Origin of the sequence: Acinetobacter sp. FDAARGOS_558 (genome assembly GCF_003937785.1) — a bacterium.
Lineage (GTDB): Bacteria > Pseudomonadota > Gammaproteobacteria > Pseudomonadales > Moraxellaceae > Acinetobacter > Acinetobacter baumannii.
In genome coordinates, this window is record NZ_RKJH01000001.1 from 871882 (window position 1) to 889685 (window position 17804).

A 17804-nucleotide genomic window follows, 5' to 3' on the forward strand; every position below is an offset into this window, starting at 1 on the left:
TTATTTTATTAATAATGATGCTAAAGTGACTCGATCATTTTGACCATAATCTTGAATAGTTTTTATCTCACTAAAACCATGCTCTGCGAAAATGCCTCGAACAGCTTGCCCCTGATCGTAACCATGTTCCAGTGCAATCCAGCCTTGCGGTTTTAACCAGTTCTTGCCTTGAGCAATAATAATTTCAATATCGGCTAACCCATGATGGTCTGCAACCAACGCACGACGCGGCTCTGTTGCCAAAGCTTGCATGTGTTCATCTTCAGGGTCAATGTAAGGCGGATTAGAAACAATTAAATCAAATTGTTGGGGTTCCAGTGCTTCAAACCAAGCGCCACAAGCAAATTTCACATGATGCAAGCCGTGTGTTTGTGCATTTTCTTTTGCAACATCTAAAGTAGGTGCGTAAATATCAGTTGCTGTGACGAACCAGTCTGGACGTTCACTTGCCAATGCAAGCGCAATTGCACCTGTTCCCGTTCCCAAATCCACGATATTTGCGTTCTTTGGCAAATTTAGATTTAAAACAGTTTCAACTAAAACCTCAGTATCTGGTCGTGGCACTAAAGTATCCGACGTTACTTTTAAATCGAGCGTCCAAAATGGCTGCGAACCTGTCACATAGGCTAAAGGTTCACCATTTTGGATACGTTCAAGACCAGCCAAGTAGTCTTGCTCTTGTTGGACTGTTAACTCTTGCTCAAGTCTGAACTTTAATTCGAGTGAATTGATTTTTAGAAAATGCTCAAGTAACCAAGCATTTTCCTGTCGTTCATAACTGTCAGGCTCACCACGAATTGCAAGCGCTTGAGCAATATTCATTAGCCGCCATTTTCCTGTGCAAGCATCGCAAGCTGATCTGCCTGATATTCACGATGTAAACTATCGAGCAATTCCGTTAGATCACCTTCCATAATGGCATCTAACTTATATAAAGTTAGGTTAATACGGTGATCCGTCATACGTCCTTGCGGGTAGTTATAAGTACGGATACGTTCAGAGCGGTCACCAGAACCGACCAAATCACGGCGCATTTCAGAAGTTGCTGCATCGGCTGCTGCACGTTTAGCATTTTCTAGACGTGATACTAGCAATGCCATCGCCTTAGCTTTATTTTTATGCTGTGAACGTTCTTCTTGGCACTCAACGACTGTACCGGTTGGAATGTGAGTAATACGGACTGCCGAATCGGTTTTGTTAATGTGCTGACCACCCGCACCTGACGCACGGTAAGTATCAATACGCAAATCTGCCGGGTTAATTTCAACGTTAGTATCAACGTCAATTTCAGGCAAGATTGCTACTGTACAAGCTGACGTATGCACACGACCTTGTGATTCAGTTGCTGGAACACGTTGTACACGATGCGCGCCACTTTCGAACTTTAAGCGGCCATACACACCATCACCATCTACACGGCAAATGACTTCTTTAAAACCACCATGCTCGCCTTCATTTTCAGAAAGGACTTCAATACGCCAACCTTGCGATTCGGCATATTTGCTATACATACGGAATAAATCGCCTGAGAAAATTGCAGCTTCATCACCGCCCGTCCCAGCACGAATTTCTAAATATGCAGCATTAGAGTCATTTGGATCTTTTGGAATCATCAAAATATTAAGCTGGTTTTCTAATTCTTCAAGCAATGCTTTATTTGCTTGAATTTCTTCTTCTGCCATATCTTTAAAGTCAGGGTCCGACTTCATCATTTCAGCAGTTTCAATATCTTCTTCTGCTTGACGGTATTTGCCCCAAACTTCGGTAATTTCAGTTAAATCACTATGTTCACGAGACAGTTTACGGAAACGTTTGTTATCGGAAATCACTTCTGCATCTGCAAGCAATGCAGTAAGTTCTTCATGACGATCACAGAGTTGATCAAGACGTAAACGGAGTGACGCTTTCATAAGAGGAAATATCTCAAAAGTCCAAAAAACTTATCTAGATAAATATAAGAAGATAAGCCAAATCATAAAAATAGCGCATAGTTTACAGTTTATGCCGATTAAATAACATATGTAATCCTTTAAAACGTTAACTTTCCAAATCCATATAATAAAAGAGACTTTATTTATAAAGTCTCTTTAACCTTTATAGTTATTTTAATTTTTCTAATAAAGTTTTACCGACAAGAACAGCCGAAGCTGGATTTTGTCCAGTAATAAGTTCACGATCCACCACTACATTTGGCGACCAAGCTTTCGTATTGCTTTGATATTTTGCTCCAAGTGACTCTAATGCAGTTTGTGGATAGAACTTCATCTCACCACCTTTTAATAAGCTCTTCGCTTGCTCTTCTTCTTGATTGCTAATTACTGTCATCTGATAATTTTTATAAATCCATTCTCCAGTTTTAACTTTTTTACCTTGTTCAAATTGCTTAACGGCTTCCGCAGCATGAGGTAAAGTTGACATCAGGGCTATAGGACCATGACAAACCAAAGCTGTAGGCTTTCCTGCATTATGAAAAGCCGTGAGAACTTTACCAAGCTGTTTATCTTTTAATAGGTCTTGCATAGGCGCATGTCCGCCTGGAATATAAATAGCATCAAATTGATCTATACCAATTTGCTCAATACGCGCCAGACTTACAACAGGAGAATCTTGAGCAGAAGTTAACTTTAGATCATGCAATAAGTCTGCATACTGCTTTAATGCTTTTTCATCTTGATTAAAATACATTGCATTATTTGATGACTCATCTAACGTTGGAGCTTTCCCCTTTGGAGTGGCAAATGTTACGGTATGCCCTGCATCTAAAAGCATTTTTGTAGGCTGCATCAACTCATTAAGATAAAAGCCCGTTTTAAAAACCTGCTTATTCTTTAGCTCTAACTGTCCTTCATCAGACAATACAACCAATACATGAGCGGCATTTGCACTTAATGCTGCCGAAGCTGCAATCATTGCAAACATTATTTGATTTAACTTCTTCATTATTCGACCTTCATTCCAAACATTTGCTGGATTTATAACTGGGATGGATATATTCTATTTTTACCCCAGAGGTAGAAAAACAACTCATTTCACAAATCTTTTTTGCGTTTGAGGACAAAATGTCTCGCCAATTTGACCATCTTGCCGATGTTGAAGTGTTTTTAATTGTGGCTGAAAAGCTTTCTATTAGTGCAGCTGCAATTGATTTATCTACAACGCCTTCGGTCATTAGTAGAACAATTACAAGACTCGAGAAAAAATTAGGTATCCAGTTTTTTAGAAGAACTACTCGTCATTTAAGTCTGACCGAAGCAGGCCAGCTTTACTATGAAAAAATGCAACATGCTTTTCAGTTAATTGACCATGCTGAACGCGTGGTTCAAGGTGAACAACTACAAATCTCTGGAAAAATTAAATTAAGTGTACCTACGACTTATGGACACTATCGTCTACCACCCTTATTAGAAAAATTTCTTTTGAAATATCCGGACATTCAAATTGAAATTAGTATTTCTAATCGAAACGTTGACTTAATTGCTGAGGGTTTTGATTTAGCCATCCGTCAAGGAAAACTTCCTAACAGCACCCTTATTGCTAGACCTTTAGAGCAAGCTCCTTTAAAACTTGTTGCCTCACCTGCTTATTTGAAACGCATGGGTATTCCAAAAAATTTGGAAGAATTAAAACATCATCAATGTATTGCCTTTGAATTGCCCAGTAGCGGCAAAATAACCCCATGGTTTTTAAAAAATGATAATGAGGAAATTCAATGGATACCAACAAATCGAATTTTAGTAAAAGAAGATACTGTGGGTGTGGTAACTCTTGCTGAAAGCGGGCTAGGTATATGTCAAAGTTACGACTTTATTGTTAATGAAAAAATTCAACAAGGAAAACTACAACCTATACTTACTACATATGCAGGTCATACACGTCCTTTTTCTTTGTTATATGCGCAGCATAAACACATGTCCTCTGCTACCCGAGCTTTAATTGATTTCTTATGTTCAAATGATGACTAGCTAAACTGAATATATGTAAATGGTATTTAATTTTTCTAGGTGAATAGTAAATATTCTATTTTAATAGAAAGCATACAAAGAAGACACTAAACTCCAATAATCGAATGAAGGTTCTCCACATTTAAAGAGAAGTGTTTTGTTACATTTGCCGTAACGAAAGATATTAAGGTCCTGTAACTTGGGACACGGAGTAAATGATGAAATTAAATGCTTTATTATGTAGTGCTGTTTTAGCTACTTCTATGGTAACTGTAGCACATGCTGACAACACAACTCATGTAGCAGCAGCTTCTGCTTTAGGTAGTATCGCTGGTACTGCAATTGGTAAAAGCATGGGTGGTACATCTGGCGCAACAATTGGTGCTGCTTTAGGTGGTGCTGGTGGTGCAGCAGTTGCAAGTGACCGTCGTCACCGTACAGAATCTGCAATTGGCGGTGGTTTAGGTGGCGGTGCAGGTTATACTGTTGGTAAAAGCATGGGTGGTACAAACGGTGGTTACATCGGTGCTGCTTTAGGTGCAGCTGGTGGTTCTGCTTTAGGTAATAAAATTTCTAAAGACCGTGATGCAGACCATTCTTCTAAGTATTGGAAGAAAAAACACCGTCATCATCGTCACTAATTACCGTGATGAAATCGGCTTAAAAACACCTTCGGGTGTTTTTTTATAACCAAAAATTTTGGTTTCTAGGATAGTTGCTGATAGTTTATCCACATATTAATAGAAACAATACAAAGCAGACACAAAACTATCATATCAGCATGTGCCTTCTTCATAATTTTCTCGAAATTTTTAATTACATTTAGCTCAAGACATAAAGATTGCTCGTTATTGAAAAGAGCATGGAGTTCCACAATGAAAATGAATGTTTGGTTAGCAAGTGCATTAATCGCAACAACATCTATGGTTACAGTTGCTCATGCAGATAATGGTACCCGTGTAGCGGCAACTTCTGCTCTAGGTAGTGTAGTAGGAACAGCAATCGGTAAAAGTATCGGCGGTACATCAGGTGCAACAATTGGTGCAGCTTTAGGTGGTGCTGGTGGTGCAGCAGCAGCAAGCGACCGTCGTAACCGTACAGAAGCGGCTATTGGTGGTGCTTTAGGCGGTGGCGCAGGTTACACCGTTGGTAAAAACATGGGCGGTACAAATGGCGGATATATCGGTGCAGCAGTTGGTGCCGCTGGTGGTTCTGCTCTAGGTCGTAAAGTTGCCCAAGATCGTAACTATGATGACCGTTATGACCGTCGTTATGATCGTGATGACCGTAGATATTATGATGGTGATCGCCGCTATTACAGAGGTGGTAACTACCGTCATGACAACGGTTTACACCGTGGTTGGTACAAACATCGTTAATTTATATATCAATCTAAAAAAGCACCCTAGTGGTGCTTTTTTATTTTAGGAAGAAAGCCATATCGAAAAAAAACGATATACAATAGCTTCTTTATATCGTATTATTTCGATATAAAGTTTTCCGAGAATATCGCATGCGATCACTTCAAGATACTAAATTTTCAATTTTGGAGCTTGCCCCTATACGTGATGATAAAACTATTGAGTTTTCATTACGTCATGCACTAGAGCTTGCCCAACATGTAGAAAAGTTAGGTTATGACCGTTTTTGGCTTGCTGAACATCATAATATGGATGGAATTGCGAGTTCGGCAACAGCTGTTTTACTTGGTTTTATCGCGGCTCATACCCAGCGCATTCGCTTAGGTTCAGGCGGGATCATGCTGCCAAACCATGCTCCCTTAGTGGTTGCAGAACAATTCGGTACATTAGCTACTTTATATCCAGACCGTATTGAGTTAGGTTTAGGTCGCGCTCCAGGTACAGATCAGGTCACCATGCGTGCCCTACGCCGTGGGCATCAGGAAACAGAAGATCAGTTCCCGAGAGATGTTGTAGAAATCTTGCAATATTTCAAAGCACCTCAAGTGGGCCAAAAGATTATTGCGACACCTGGACAAAATACTCATGTACCTGTCTGGTTGTTAGGTTCAAGCTTATTTAGTGCCCAGTTGGCTGCAAAACTTGGCTTACCCTACTCATTTGCATCACATTTTGCACCACGTATGCTTGGTCAAGCCATTGAACTTTATCGTGAGAATTTTGAGCCTTCTGAATATCTAGATAAACCTTACGTTTCAATGGGTGTTCCAGTTGTCGTTGCTAATACAGATGAAGAAGCACAGTTCTTGGCAACAAGTGCTTATCAACGTGTATTAGGATTAATTCGTGGGGAAAGTCTCAAACTTAAGCCACCAGTTACATCTATGCAGGGATTATGGAACACGGCAGAACAACTTTCTGTTGAAAACTTCTATACGATGGCACAAATCGGTTCAGTTGAAACAGTACGTTCGGGTCTGCAAAAACTTCTGGACACTTATGAAGTCGATGAGTTTATTTTTACTTGTGATGTATACGACACAGCTAAACGCTTAGATAGTTTCACTCAATTAATGCAAGTAAAATCAGACAATTAACATATCCTCGACATCTCATGTTTGAATCTATATCAAGCATGAGATAACCACCTATCTGAAAATACTTTACCCAGACTCCTTGCTTGGTTATTTATATTAAAACGATAAAAATCATCATAAATGAAAACCAAAAGGACTTTTGGAAAATGAGTATTGACCTTAAAAATAATGTCGCTAAATCAGCTATTTTTCAAAATACAGTTGAGGATTTTGAAGCCTTCACTGGTCAAATTCTGCCATCAAATAAACTTAAAGAATTTGATTTTTCTCATTTAAATGTAGCCATTATTGGAACGGATCAGGAGACCGTAACGCATTTAGAAAAAATCTGCCAACAGGCAAAATTTGTAACGGTATTTCAAATTACGCCTCACTTTATTTTACCTCACAGTCAAATCGGTATACATCGATTAATTACCCATCCACTTATTGCCAAGAACCGGAGGTTATTTAACAATCGTGTTAAAAGCATCTTAGCTCTACGTTTTCTTGAAACCCAAGTAAATGAAACATGGCTTAAACGACTTTTGACGCCCAATACCGCACGGGCCAATAAAACATTTTTTAAATCGGATAGCTACTATACGGCACTGCAAAGACCAAATTGCAAACTACAAACTTGGCCGATTGTAAAAGTTACCGATACAGCCATTTATAGTATGGATGGCACTCAACGACCCGTTGATATCATTATCAGAACTACTCCTTAAAAATAAAAAAGCATGGTTGATAGACCATGCTTTTTTCACTCATTTCAAATCATATCGAGTTAAATACCCCTGATCATCATAATGTAAGATGATGCGCTGGGACTTTTGTAATTCTGATAATGATTCGGTACTGACCATAAATTGTGAGGCCAGTAACTCAACAGAGCTATTCGGGGCCTTGCTGCGACGATCATCCCCATGAAATCTAAGCCAGTTATAACTTGCCCATAAAATTAAAATTAGCGCGCTCAGACCTATTAGCAGAAGTAAGTGCAATAAAGTTTTCACTTCTGAAACATGATCGACCCACACATAGTCATAAATGAGGTGCCCTTCAAAAATCCATAAAAATAATGAAACGAGTGGAAAAAGCAGCCACATTAAACAAAACCAACCTATTGTTTGTAACGTATAGTTTGCAGTTTTATTTTTCACATATTCAGGCTGATCAATATATTCAGGTATATCTAAAACTTCTACGTCGATATTTGCATCATTTTTCATGAGTGATCTCCACGGAAGCCTCGATCAGGGCTTACCCAACGAGCACGTTTTTTTGTATTAAATATAGTCTTAGGTACAGCAACAACACTGGTAAATAACGTCAGTAACCAGAAAAATAATGGATACCAAATTACCCAAAAATAATTTCTAAAAAGTCGACCACGATCATAACGATGATCTATCCATAAACTTACTAGAAATTGAACAAGACATGTTCCACCTAATATCACGCCATACCACTGCGGCATGAGTGAATTGATTTGAAATTGTTGCGGTAAATCCACAAACAATCCCACAAAAAACAAAATAAAAATCATAATCATCACATATGACCAAATAATACTGATTAAAGCTTCGAGCATTACCGGCCACATACGGCGCAAGCGCAGTTTGAACATTTTCGGAATATATTCTAATAATACCTCTACCCCACCTTGTGCCCAGCGTAAACGCTGTTTCCAAAGGCCTTTAAAGGTTTCCGGCATATAGATATAACAAAGTGCTTGAGGAATATATTGAATGTCCCAATGGTCCATTTGGAGCTTCCAAGAGATATCAATATCTTCCGTAATTTTGTCATCAGACCAAAAGCCCACGCGAACCAAAGCGGTCTTTCTAAATGCTGCAATTACACCTGATACTGTAAAAATACGGCCATATGTTCTTTGTGCGCGCTTAATCAAGCCAATAATTGAAGAGAACTCGCCAACTTGTAATTTACCTAAAATACTTGAGCGATTTAAAATTCTAGGATTCCCAGTTACAGCACCAATTCTTGGAAAATTTAAAAAAGGCTGCATAAGCCAAAGTACTGCATGAGGATGTAATAAAGCATCTCCGTCAATACAAACTAGATATTCGTATTTACTTACTAACACCCCCGATCTTAAAGCCACTGCCTTACCTTGGTTTTCTGCCAGGTGCACAACTCTTAATCGGGCATCTTGAGCTGCCAGTTCATCAAGAATTTCTGCAGTGCTATCACTACTTCCGTCATTTACGGCAATGACTTCAAAATTCGGATATTTTGTTTGTAATGCATAACGAATCGTTTGTCGGACCTGAGCTTCTTCATTAAAGCAAGGAATAATAATACTGCACCCTTCACTTGATGGCTCAGGCAGTTGCTGCTCATGATATTCCCTTTTAAAGAAAAACCAGAGACCTCCTACCATCCATGTCCAAGCCATCAACAACGGATATAAAAAGGCAAAAGCAAATAAAATATCGAGTAATACTTTCATTACTTTTTCCCCTCAGTCGCGAGACCTGCAAAGGGCTGATACATGACCGAACTCGAATTCAAGCTAATCGGGTTATATAAATATTCATGAACATTTTTTGAGTTTTCATTGGTATAGCCATCAATACCAAATTTCTGAATACCTATGCGCTGAATATTGAAAAGACCTTGTTTCACTTCTTGCCAGGCATTTTGCTGACTATTTTCGGGTAATGATAAAGTCAGCATAATGCGCTGTTTATATTTCGCATCAAGCGTATTTAAAAGTGCTAATACGTGATTAAACTGTTTTTGCTTACCCACTATATTGAACTTAAGATTTACTAAATCATGTTGGGATAACAGCGTTTTTAAAAGCGTTGGTAAATTTTCAATATGTTCAAAATCAGGTGTAAGCAATAAACTAAACTGAGCCTGATTACTCATGTTTAAATAAGGCTTCACAGCCTTTTGAGTAAGCTGGCTCACATATGTGAGCTGTTTTAATTGGTCGGCACAGGCATTTTCTTTTATTGTTGTGCTTTGCATAGCACAGTTTAAAGTGGTTCCAGCATTAAGTTGAATACCACTTAAATTACTATTGAAGCGTGCGATATTCTTCGCTAAGTCTGCCACCAAAAACGGTTTATTTTTTTGAGGATATACAGGCAACTCTAAAATAACCGACTGTCCGGCACGAGTTTGTGCCTGCCATAAAGTTCGGTTCAAAATATCTTGCTGGACGCTTAGTTGAGTTGTTGGGAAATAAGCAATGTCATAATGCCCATCGCCATCTTGATCATCTAAAGGTTTCAATATCAATGTGTTATTTTTTAAGCTATAAAGCTTGGATAACAATAACCCTAGTTTCTCATCTGACTGAGTATTAGTTGAAGCAGCTAACTGTTTTAAGTCCATACTCACAAAGTGGCGAGGTTGCTTAAATAAATCTAATTCTTCAAAGTTGAGAATATTGATCATACCCTCTGTTAATTGCTCAGCTGTAGGATTATTAGTGACCAAACTACGTTTAAAAGTCGAGTCACTCACTCTATTCATTCCATCGCGCCCTAAACTGAAAGAAAAAATAAAGCCGGCTTCTTGAGACAATTTTTCTAATTGCTCATTCACAGCACCGTAAGGCCAAATAATTGCCTTAGGTTCAACACCCACTTCTTTCTTTAAAACGGCGTATGATTTTTTTAAGTCCTGCAAAATACGTTGTTGATATTCCACATCCGTTTCATAACGTTTTTGGGATTTTAAGTACGTGTAAGAAGTCGCAGCAGGCTGTTCATTCCCTTGAGGATTAGCCAATACTCCATGATGCAAATCATCACTATGACTTGCAAACTCTGCTAAGCCCGAAGCTTGCATTTCTCGCACTTGCTTCCAATTGACTAGATTTCCTTGTCCATAAGCTTCATAGCCAGCTTGTGTATTCCCATTTAGCCAACTGGTCGGAAGTGCAAATACTGCCGGAATCTGATATTGCTTAAGTAATGGAAATACACGGCTATAACTACTTAAAGCGCCATCATCGAAAGTTAATAGAATAGAATTATGAGGTAATTCCTTACCTTGTTTACGCGCTTCTTCAATATCTTTTAAGCGAATTGGTTTCCAGTCAGATTGACTTAACCAGTCAAAGAACTGTGCTAAATTTTTCGTTTGGATTGCATAAATATCCCGATCCCCTTCTTTTAAGACATCATCTCTCACATCATGAAAGGTTAAAGAAACCGTATGATTTTTTGGTAAATCTTTTTCTATCTGGGCATATGCAAATTGCAGAGGCAACAATGTTGAGACCAAAGCACAGCCCAACATTTTCGACAATAAATTATTCATTAAAAACGCCCTTCAAATCCAAAAATACCGTAGGTATGTTGTTCATCATGTCCATCGTAAGGATGGTATTGCCAACCAATTCCATAATTGAGCTGCCATGTCCGGGATAGCTGCCATTGATGTTGATATTGCAAAGAGTAAGTAGGTTTAGCAGAGTAATCGGCTTGTTTATAAAGGCCTACACCCGCTTCAAAATGCTGCTTAAATGAACGCTCATATTCACGCCAAGTCACCCAGTCATGACTTAAGTTCAACTCAGCGCTGTAATGTGAACTTGGACTAAAATAAGCTGTTTGATCTTGGCTGTTAGTACCGTAGAAACCTCGAACAGTGCCATAAGTAATATGATGAGGTGCGTCGAATAGCCTTTCACGCCAAAATGTTGAAAATTCTTGTTGTTTGTTACCATCACTAATATCAGTTAAACCGTAACTCGCGCCAATCTGGCGAGATTCATCTTTTTGCCATGTAACAGCAGCTCGGTAAGATTGACCATCTTCCCCTTCATCAAGGGCTTGTAAAGGAATGTCAGCCTGACTGTTATATTGCAATTGATACTGCCAGTGGTCGTTTAGCCATTGGGACCAATCAAGACGGACTCCTGCTTGTCCACCATCCGTACTTTGCGACACAATTGCCGACAACGCCTTACGGTTCGCCTGCCATTCTGCTCCTACCCCATAACGCTGGTCATGCACATCGCCAAAACGGTACTCACCATAACGATCTTGATGCCAAGCGAATAAACGATAATTATCATTAATCCAAGGGCTATTAAGACGCGTTTCCATTTCACGGTCTTTTAAACCATTCTGCCCACTTACAGTATCGCGACCGTCGGCCTTACTTTGCCCCCAAGTGGTTGAGTGTGAAATTGTGGCTCTATTACGATCTTCTAATTCTTTTCGACTTTTAATGACCCCACTATCATCAGGGTAATATTGCACTAAGTTTTGAGTCGTTTTTCGCCATGTCGGAATATCACCTAAAGCTTGAGCATTTTGCATTTCATTAATGCGGGTGTCTTTAGCAATCGGATCTATACCATTTAACCGGGAAATTGTTTTTTTTGCCTCTAGCGGTTTTTCTCTCCAACGTTCTACACGCGCAAGATTATTAATCAGGCTCTCATTTGCAGGCGCCTGCTCTACTTTTTTTTGAAAATGCTTTTCAGCTTGATCCAGATGATTAGCGTAGGCTAAATGCATTCCTTGTAAAGCAATATAATCATCACGATCAGGATGACTGGTTTTATCTACACCCTTAGCCTGACTATATTTATAAGTTGGAATAAGCCGATCAACTTCAGCGAGAAGTTGTTCAGCTTCCTTATATTTTTCTTGTTCAATATAAGAATAATACAGTCCCGTATAAACGGTCATATCCGGATAATTCTTTTCACTTAAAAGCGTTTTATAAGCAAACTCGGCCTGTTTCGGTTTTTGCTCCGCCAAATAACTATCCGCAATTGCATGACGTACATATGCCGGTAATTTTTCGAGTGGAATATTCAACTGGGTGAAACTCTCTATAACCGCTTTTGAACGCCCTCTAAAATCTAATCCATATAAATAATCGTAATAAAACCGTAAGTAATTAGGATCGGAAGGATTCATTTGCTGATGCATTTTTTGTCCTTGCTCCAGCACTTTATCTAATTCAGCAAAGCTTTCGGCATCGGATAGACCTTCGCGATTTAAATATTTATATCGAGCAATTGCATTGTTGATATGTTGAGAAAACTCACTAACTTGTAAAGTCTTTAACATTTGCACTGTTTGTTCAGTTTTTTCGCTCGCTTGCAGTAATTGCTGCGCCTTTTTATATGAGCCAATAGCAATTAGATCGTAAACATATTCTTGTAAAACGGATGAGGATTTTGGTTGTTGTTGATAAGCATGCTCAACTGTAGCTAAAGCATCTACTGGTAAATTTATTAAACGATAAGCATATGCAACCCGTACCAACTGATCAGCAGTTAAACCTTTAATATCGATCTTCGACAACTGATCTTTAGCATTCGCTACATCTTGAGCTTCAGCATACAAAACCGATAATAAAATACGCCCATCAACTGACTTTTGAATATTGAACTTATTTGACCAGTCAATTGCAGTTTTAAAATGCTTAAAATCACGGAAATTTTGAATTAAAGGTAACTTTGCATATTCTGGAAAGTCTACATAATTAATATTTACCAAAAACCGTGAAAAATTCGTAAGATCCCTTTTTTCACTTGACATAATAAACAGATAATCAGCAAGCAGCTTTTGATCATGCGGGTATTTATTTAGCAATTGATCTAGTTGAGATACAGCTTGTTGAGTTTGTCCTGCTCTATAATTTTGAATAGCTTGCTCACGCAATACATCAACCTGAGCAGCGTATAAATGAATTGGCAAGAGATAGACCAATGAAAAAACACATTTCTTTAGCATTTTGAGAATCGAATAGTCCCATATCGAGATAGGAAAGTATAGTTAAAAATGTGACATACATCACAATAATCAAATAACTAGCAACTTTAATCACAAATGATAAATATGGAGAAAAAAAGTATTTGTTTTTTTAAAAGCTATCTAAAAACAAACATTTATAAAAATATAGATTATTCTTTTATATACATTTCTTTTCAAAATTATTCTTTTTGAATATATTTAATTTGCACAAAATACACTTAACATTAACCAATCAAAAACATTTTTATATAAATGGTTTTATATTTAAAACTTTTATTTTTAATTTGTTTTATATTTAAAACCATTCAATTTAATCATATTAATAAAGTTTAAATTGAATGGCTAAAATAAATAATTGACTTAATTAACCAATACGGCGTTTTAAACCTGTCATTTGTAAAATACGAGTAGAAATTTCTTCAATCGACATTTCAGTAACGTTTAAGTATTTAATTCCCTCAGAAATATAAATACCTTCAATAGCTCGCAACTCCATCTGACACTGGCTAAAACTTGCGTATCGGCTATTCGCTTTACGTTCACTTCGAATCGCAACCAAGCGCTCGGCATCAATCATCAAACCAAATAATTTACTGCGGTGCTCTCTTAAGACTGCCGGTAAACGATTATCGTCTAAATCTTCTTCGGTTAAAGGATAGTTAGCAACACGGATACCGAATTGCAAAGATAGATAAATAGAAGTCGGTGTTTTACCGGAACGAGACACGCCAATTAAAATTAAATCAGCTTTGTCATAATGGCGGGTACGTGCTCCATCATCATTATCAAGTGCAAAATGGACAGCATCAATCCGGGCCTTGTAATACTCCGAATCGGTCACGGCATGGGTCTGTCCGACTAAAGTTGTAGGCGGGGTTCCAAGCTCCTGTTCCAGCTTACTAATTAACCCTTCAAACACATCCAGATTAACCGCTTTAGCCGTATTAATAATTTCTCGCACATGCGGATCGACCAAAGTATCAAATACTAATGGTAGGCAACCATCTCTGGTCTGACACTTGTTAATCTCGACCACCACTGCCATTGCGGCCTCTTCAGTGGTGATATAAGGCATGATGTGAATATCAAAATCTACGTTAGGAAATTGAGCTAATAACGAATGTCCAAGGGTCTCGGCAGTAATCGCAGTTCCATCAGAAATAAAAAAAACACTCCGCTTAAATTGTTTACTTTCTGACATTAAAATTCTCCTTAAACATTTGTCTTAGTGCTATATAATCTTTATAGTAAACTGATCTTACATGACTGTCGCTTAGTAAAATTCTCAACTAAGCACTTTATTTTTTAATTTCATGCCAAGATAGACATTAATACTGCAAAAGTGGAGTGAAAACTTTGGAAGCGCGCGTAATCGGTCTAGAAAAATTAGGGAAACACGATGTCGAACTCGTAGGTGGGAAAAACTCATCTTTGGGTGAAATGATCAGCCATTTATCAAATGCTGGTGTATCGGTACCTGGTGGTTTTGCAACAACTGCTGATGCCTATCGTGAGTTCTTAGACCAAAGCGGTCTTAACGCTCGAATTCAAGCAGAACTTGCAGAGCTTAACGTTGACGATGTAAATGCCTTAGCAGAAACTGGCGCTAAAATTCGTCAATGGATTGTAGAGACTCCACTTACACCTGGCTTAGAACAAGAAATTCGTGAAGCATTTGCTGCACTTTCAAATGGTAACCCAGATATTGCTGTTGCTGTTCGTTCGTCTGCTACTGCAGAAGACTTACCGGATGCATCGTTCGCCGGTCAGCAAGAAACTTTCTTGAATATTCGCGGTATTGATAACGTATTAATTGCTGTAAAAGAAGTATTTGCATCATTATTTAATGACCGTGCTATTGCATATCGCGTTCACCAAGGTTTTGAACACAGTCTAGTTGCGCTTTCTGCTGGTGTTCAACGTATGGTTCGCTCTGAAACTGGCGCTGCAGGCGTAATGTTTACCCTTGATACTGAGTCTGGCTTCCGTGATGTTGTATTTATTACTGCATCTTACGGTTTAGGTGAAATGGTTGTACAAGGTGCCGTTAACCCGGATGAATTCTATCTTTCTAAACCATTATTAAATGCAGGTAAACACGCGGTATTACGCCGTAACCTTGGTTCTAAGCACCAGAAAATGATTTATGGTGAAGAAGGTTCAGCGGGTAAATCTGTTGTAGTTGTAGACGTTGAAAAGCAAGAACGTCAACAATTCGCGTTAAATGATCACGAGTTACAAGAGTTAGCGAAACAAGCGCTTATTATCGAAAAGCACTATGGCGCTCCAATGGATATCGAGTGGGCAAAAGATGGTGACGATGGTCAAATCTATATTGTTCAAGCTCGTCCTGAAACTGTAAAGAGCCGTCAAAATGTCGGCACAATGGAACGCTACCTACTCAAGCAAAAAGGTACTGTACTTTGTGAAGGCCGTTCAATCGGTCAACGTATTGGTTCTGGTAAAGTCCGTATTGTTAACTCAATTAAAGAAATGGACAAAGTACAAGACGGTGACGTACTTGTATCAGACATGACTGACCCAGATTGGGAACCAGTAATGAAACGTGCTGCTGCCATCATTACTAACCGTGGTGGCCGTACTTGTCACGCTGCAATTATTGCCCGTGAACTTGGCGTACCAGCAATCGTAGGTTGTGGTAACGCAACTGAGGTATTGACTGATGGTCAAGAAGTTACTGTTTCTTGTGCTGAAGGCGACACTGGTTTCATCTACGAAGGCGCGTTAGATTTTGAAGTTCAACGTAACTCTATCGAATCTATGCCTAAACTTTCATTCAAAATCATGATGAACGTAGGTAACCCTGACCGTGCCTTTGACTTTGCTCAAATTCCAAACGAGGGTATTGGACTTGCTCGTCTAGAGTTCATTATTAACCGTATGATCGGTGTTCACCCTAAAGCTCTTCTGAACATTGAAAGCTTGCCTCGCGAAACTCGTGCTGCGGTAATGACCCGTACAGCTGGTTATGCATCGCCTGTAGAATTCTATGTTGAAAAACTAGTTGAAGGTATTGCTACACTTGCAGCAGCATTTGCTGATAAACCAGTTATTGTTCGTATGTCTGACTTTAAGTCAAATGAATATGCGAATCTTATTGGCGGTAAGTTATACGAGCCAGAAGAAGAAAACCCAATGCTTGGCTTCCGTGGCGCAAGCCGTTATGTTTCGGACAATTTCCGTGACTGTTTCGAACTTGAATGCCGCGCACTTAAAAAAGTTCGTGATGAAATGGGTTTAACTAACATCCAAATCATGATCCCATTCGTACGTACAGTGTCTGAAGCGAAACGCGTTATTGAGTTATTAGCTCAAAATGGCTTGAAGCGTGGTGAGAATGGCTTAAAAGTCATCATGATGTGTGAATTACCAACTAATGCATTGTTAGCTGAACAATTCCTTGAACACTTCGATGGCTTCTCTATCGGTTCTAACGACTTAACTCAGTTAACACTTGGTCTTGACCGTGACTCTGGTATTGTTTCTCACTTGTTCGATGAGCGTGATGCTGCTGTAAAAGCTCTCCTTTCTATGGCAATTCATGCTTGTCGTAAAGCGGGTAAATATGTCGGTATCTGTGGTCAAGGACCATCAGACCACCCTGACCTTGCAAAATGGTTAATGGAGCAAGGCATTGAATCAGTATCTCTTAACCCTGACTCGGTTTTAGACACATGGTTCTTCCTTGCTGAAGAAAAAATCAAGCAAATCTAATTTGTTATAAAAAAAGACCCATCCGTGGGTCTTTTTTCATCTTTAGAATAGAGAATTTTTACTTATGCAAATTTACTTGGCACGTAATAATCAACAAGCTGGGCCTTATACCTTAGAACAACTAAATCAAATGTTGGCAAGTCAACAAGTTTTGCTTACTGATTTAGCTTGGCATGAAGGCATGACAGAATGGAAAGCTTTAGGAGAATTAACCCAAGGTAAACTTGTATATCAACCTACTGGTTATTCTGCTTTTTCAGCAAATACAAATACGCCTTATAATGAGACCATTCAGCACATTCGTGTAGAAACTAAAACACACGAGCTTGCTTCAATTTCGTCTCGTGCTCTTGCGAAAATTATTGACTTATTACTTTGGCTACCTATTGCAGCTATTCCGTCTTTTTTCTTTAATGAAGCTCAATATAAACAACTTTTTGAGTTACAAAAACAGATGCAATCTGCAGAAGTTGCATCAACTAAAGCAGCTGAACTTCAACAGCAGCTTTTTACCCTTATTCCTATAGAAGCTTGGCACACAATGCTACTTTATGTCGCGATAATGCTCGCTATTCAAGCATTTTTATTGACCAAGTTTGGGCAAAGTATTGGTAAAAAAATTGTCGGAATTAGAATTGTCGATGCCGAAACCAATGGTAAAGTTAATTTAACGCGTATCTTCCTTCTAAGAAGTGTCGTTTTCATTATATTAAACTTACTATTTATGCCTATTAGTACAATTATTGACTATGCTTTTGCATTAGGACAAAAGCGACAAGCTCTACATGACAAAATTGCAAGAACAAAAGTGATCAAATGATAGTAAATGACTCATTCATTTAATGTCTAAAAAAAAGGAGGCAC

Annotated in this window: 15 protein-coding genes; 7 read left to right on the forward strand and 8 right to left on the reverse strand. The window is 38.6% G+C overall.

Annotated elements, in window-relative coordinates; genetic code table 11:
• The 3 genes from prmC to EGT34_RS04265 form a co-directional block, all read right to left on the reverse strand.
• Complete coding sequence (prmC, locus tag EGT34_RS04255) at nt 1–822, reverse strand: peptide chain release factor N(5)-glutamine methyltransferase (protein ID WP_001017502.1); 822 nt, start codon at nt 820–822, stop codon at nt 1–3.
• Complete coding sequence (prfA, locus tag EGT34_RS04260; RefSeq protein WP_000648002.1) at nt 822–1910, reverse strand: peptide chain release factor 1; 1089 nt, start codon at nt 1908–1910, stop codon at nt 822–824. The genes prmC and prfA overlap by 1 nt, the downstream gene beginning before the upstream one ends.
• 190 nt (nt 1911–2100) lie before the next feature.
• Nucleotides 2101–2940 carry a type 1 glutamine amidotransferase domain-containing protein gene (locus EGT34_RS04265; RefSeq protein ID WP_031971926.1) on the reverse strand — a complete coding sequence of 280 codons (840 nt, stop codon included), beginning with the start codon at nt 2938–2940 and terminating at the stop codon, nt 2101–2103.
• A 119-nt stretch (nt 2941–3059) separates the two neighbouring features.
• On the opposite strand from EGT34_RS04265, the gene EGT34_RS04270 reads away from it, so the two are divergent.
• The 5 genes from EGT34_RS04270 (at nt 3060) to EGT34_RS04295 (ending at nt 7169) form a co-directional block, all read left to right on the forward strand.
• Nucleotides 3060–3962 carry a LysR family transcriptional regulator gene (locus EGT34_RS04270; protein ID WP_000089865.1) on the forward strand — a complete coding sequence of 301 codons (903 nt, stop codon included), beginning with the start codon at nt 3060–3062 and terminating at the stop codon, nt 3960–3962.
• Nucleotides 3963–4159: 197 nt separating this feature from the next.
• On the forward strand, nt 4160–4582 hold the full coding sequence (locus tag EGT34_RS04275; RefSeq protein ID WP_000772604.1) for a glycine zipper domain-containing protein: 423 nt from the start codon (nt 4160–4162) through the stop codon (nt 4580–4582).
• 234 nt (nt 4583–4816) lie between these two features.
• A complete protein-coding gene (locus EGT34_RS04285; protein WP_000783724.1) occupies nt 4817–5320 on the forward strand; it encodes a hypothetical protein in 504 nt (167 codons plus the stop codon).
• A gap of 134 nt (nt 5321–5454) precedes the next feature.
• Entirely contained in the window at nt 5455–6459 is a 1005-nt protein-coding gene (locus tag EGT34_RS04290; RefSeq protein ID WP_001257213.1) for an LLM class flavin-dependent oxidoreductase, read from the forward strand.
• 146 nt (nt 6460–6605) lie between these two features.
• Complete coding sequence (locus tag EGT34_RS04295; RefSeq protein ID WP_000020766.1) at nt 6606–7169, forward strand: hypothetical protein; 564 nt, start codon at nt 6606–6608, stop codon at nt 7167–7169.
• Nucleotides 7170–7208: 39 nt separating this feature from the next.
• On the opposite strand, the gene pgaD is transcribed toward EGT34_RS04295, so the two are convergent.
• The 5 genes from pgaD to EGT34_RS04320 form a co-directional block, all read right to left on the reverse strand.
• Nucleotides 7209–7673 (reverse strand): poly-beta-1,6-N-acetyl-D-glucosamine biosynthesis protein PgaD, encoded by a 465-nt coding sequence (gene pgaD, locus EGT34_RS04300; RefSeq protein ID WP_000786638.1) that lies wholly within the window; start codon nt 7671–7673, stop codon nt 7209–7211.
• Nucleotides 7670–8917: a poly-beta-1,6-N-acetyl-D-glucosamine synthase gene (pgaC, locus tag EGT34_RS04305; protein WP_000866236.1), complete on the reverse strand. Its 1248-nt coding sequence runs from the start codon at nt 8915–8917 to the stop codon at nt 7670–7672. Before pgaC ends, pgaD begins: the two co-directional genes overlap by 4 nt.
• Nucleotides 8917–10746: a poly-beta-1,6-N-acetyl-D-glucosamine N-deacetylase PgaB gene (gene pgaB / locus EGT34_RS04310; RefSeq protein WP_001061316.1), complete on the reverse strand. Its 1830-nt coding sequence runs from the start codon at nt 10744–10746 to the stop codon at nt 8917–8919. The genes pgaC and pgaB overlap by 1 nt, the downstream gene beginning before the upstream one ends.
• Nucleotides 10746–13184, reverse strand: coding sequence for a poly-beta-1,6 N-acetyl-D-glucosamine exporter porin PgaA (gene pgaA, locus EGT34_RS04315; protein WP_000913298.1), 2439 nt, complete (start codon nt 13182–13184; stop codon nt 10746–10748). The genes pgaB and pgaA overlap by 1 nt, the downstream gene beginning before the upstream one ends.
• Nucleotides 13185–13569: 385 nt before the next feature.
• Nucleotides 13570–14406, reverse strand: a complete 837-nt coding sequence (locus EGT34_RS04320; RefSeq protein WP_000004354.1) for a pyruvate, water dikinase regulatory protein — start codon at nt 14404–14406, stop codon at nt 13570–13572.
• 146 nt (nt 14407–14552) lie between these two features.
• Here EGT34_RS04320 and ppsA point away from each other — a divergent pair, with 146 nt between their 5' ends.
• The gene (gene ppsA, locus EGT34_RS04325) at nt 14553–16940 is read left to right on the forward strand and encodes a phosphoenolpyruvate synthase (protein WP_000853480.1); all 2388 of its coding nucleotides are present in this window, start codon (nt 14553–14555) and stop codon (nt 16938–16940) included.
• 64 nt (nt 16941–17004) lie between these two features.
• Nucleotides 17005–17760: an RDD family protein gene (locus EGT34_RS04330; protein WP_001167806.1), complete on the forward strand. Its 756-nt coding sequence runs from the start codon at nt 17005–17007 to the stop codon at nt 17758–17760.
• Nucleotides 17761–17804: the final 44 nt, after the last annotated feature.

Excerpts from the sequence above, each read along its gene's own strand:
- prmC (WP_001017502.1), bottom strand. The coding sequence starts at position 822 with ATGAATATTGCTCAAGCGCTTGCAATTCGTGGTGAGCCTGACAGTTAT.
- prfA (WP_000648002.1), bottom strand. The coding sequence starts at position 1,910 with ATGAAAGCGTCACTCCGTTTACGTCTTGATCAACTCTGTGATCGTCAT.
- EGT34_RS04265 (WP_031971926.1), bottom strand. The coding sequence starts at position 2,940 with ATGAAGAAGTTAAATCAAATAATGTTTGCAATGATTGCAGCTTCGGCA.
- EGT34_RS04270 (WP_000089865.1), top strand. The coding sequence starts at position 3,060 with ATGTCTCGCCAATTTGACCATCTTGCCGATGTTGAAGTGTTTTTAATT.
- EGT34_RS04275 (WP_000772604.1), top strand. The coding sequence starts at position 4,160 with ATGAAATTAAATGCTTTATTATGTAGTGCTGTTTTAGCTACTTCTATG.
- EGT34_RS04285 (WP_000783724.1), top strand. The coding sequence starts at position 4,817 with ATGAAAATGAATGTTTGGTTAGCAAGTGCATTAATCGCAACAACATCT.
- EGT34_RS04290 (WP_001257213.1), top strand. The coding sequence starts at position 5,455 with ATGCGATCACTTCAAGATACTAAATTTTCAATTTTGGAGCTTGCCCCT.
- EGT34_RS04295 (WP_000020766.1), top strand. The coding sequence starts at position 6,606 with ATGAGTATTGACCTTAAAAATAATGTCGCTAAATCAGCTATTTTTCAA.
- pgaD (WP_000786638.1), bottom strand. The coding sequence starts at position 7,673 with ATGAAAAATGATGCAAATATCGACGTAGAAGTTTTAGATATACCTGAA.
- pgaC (WP_000866236.1), bottom strand. The coding sequence starts at position 8,917 with ATGAAAGTATTACTCGATATTTTATTTGCTTTTGCCTTTTTATATCCG.
- pgaB (WP_001061316.1), bottom strand. The coding sequence starts at position 10,746 with ATGAATAATTTATTGTCGAAAATGTTGGGCTGTGCTTTGGTCTCAACA.
- pgaA (WP_000913298.1), bottom strand. The coding sequence starts at position 13,184 with ATGCTAAAGAAATGTGTTTTTTCATTGGTCTATCTCTTGCCAATTCAT.
- EGT34_RS04320 (WP_000004354.1), bottom strand. The coding sequence starts at position 14,406 with ATGTCAGAAAGTAAACAATTTAAGCGGAGTGTTTTTTTTATTTCTGAT.
- EGT34_RS04330 (WP_001167806.1), top strand. The coding sequence starts at position 17,005 with ATGCAAATTTACTTGGCACGTAATAATCAACAAGCTGGGCCTTATACC.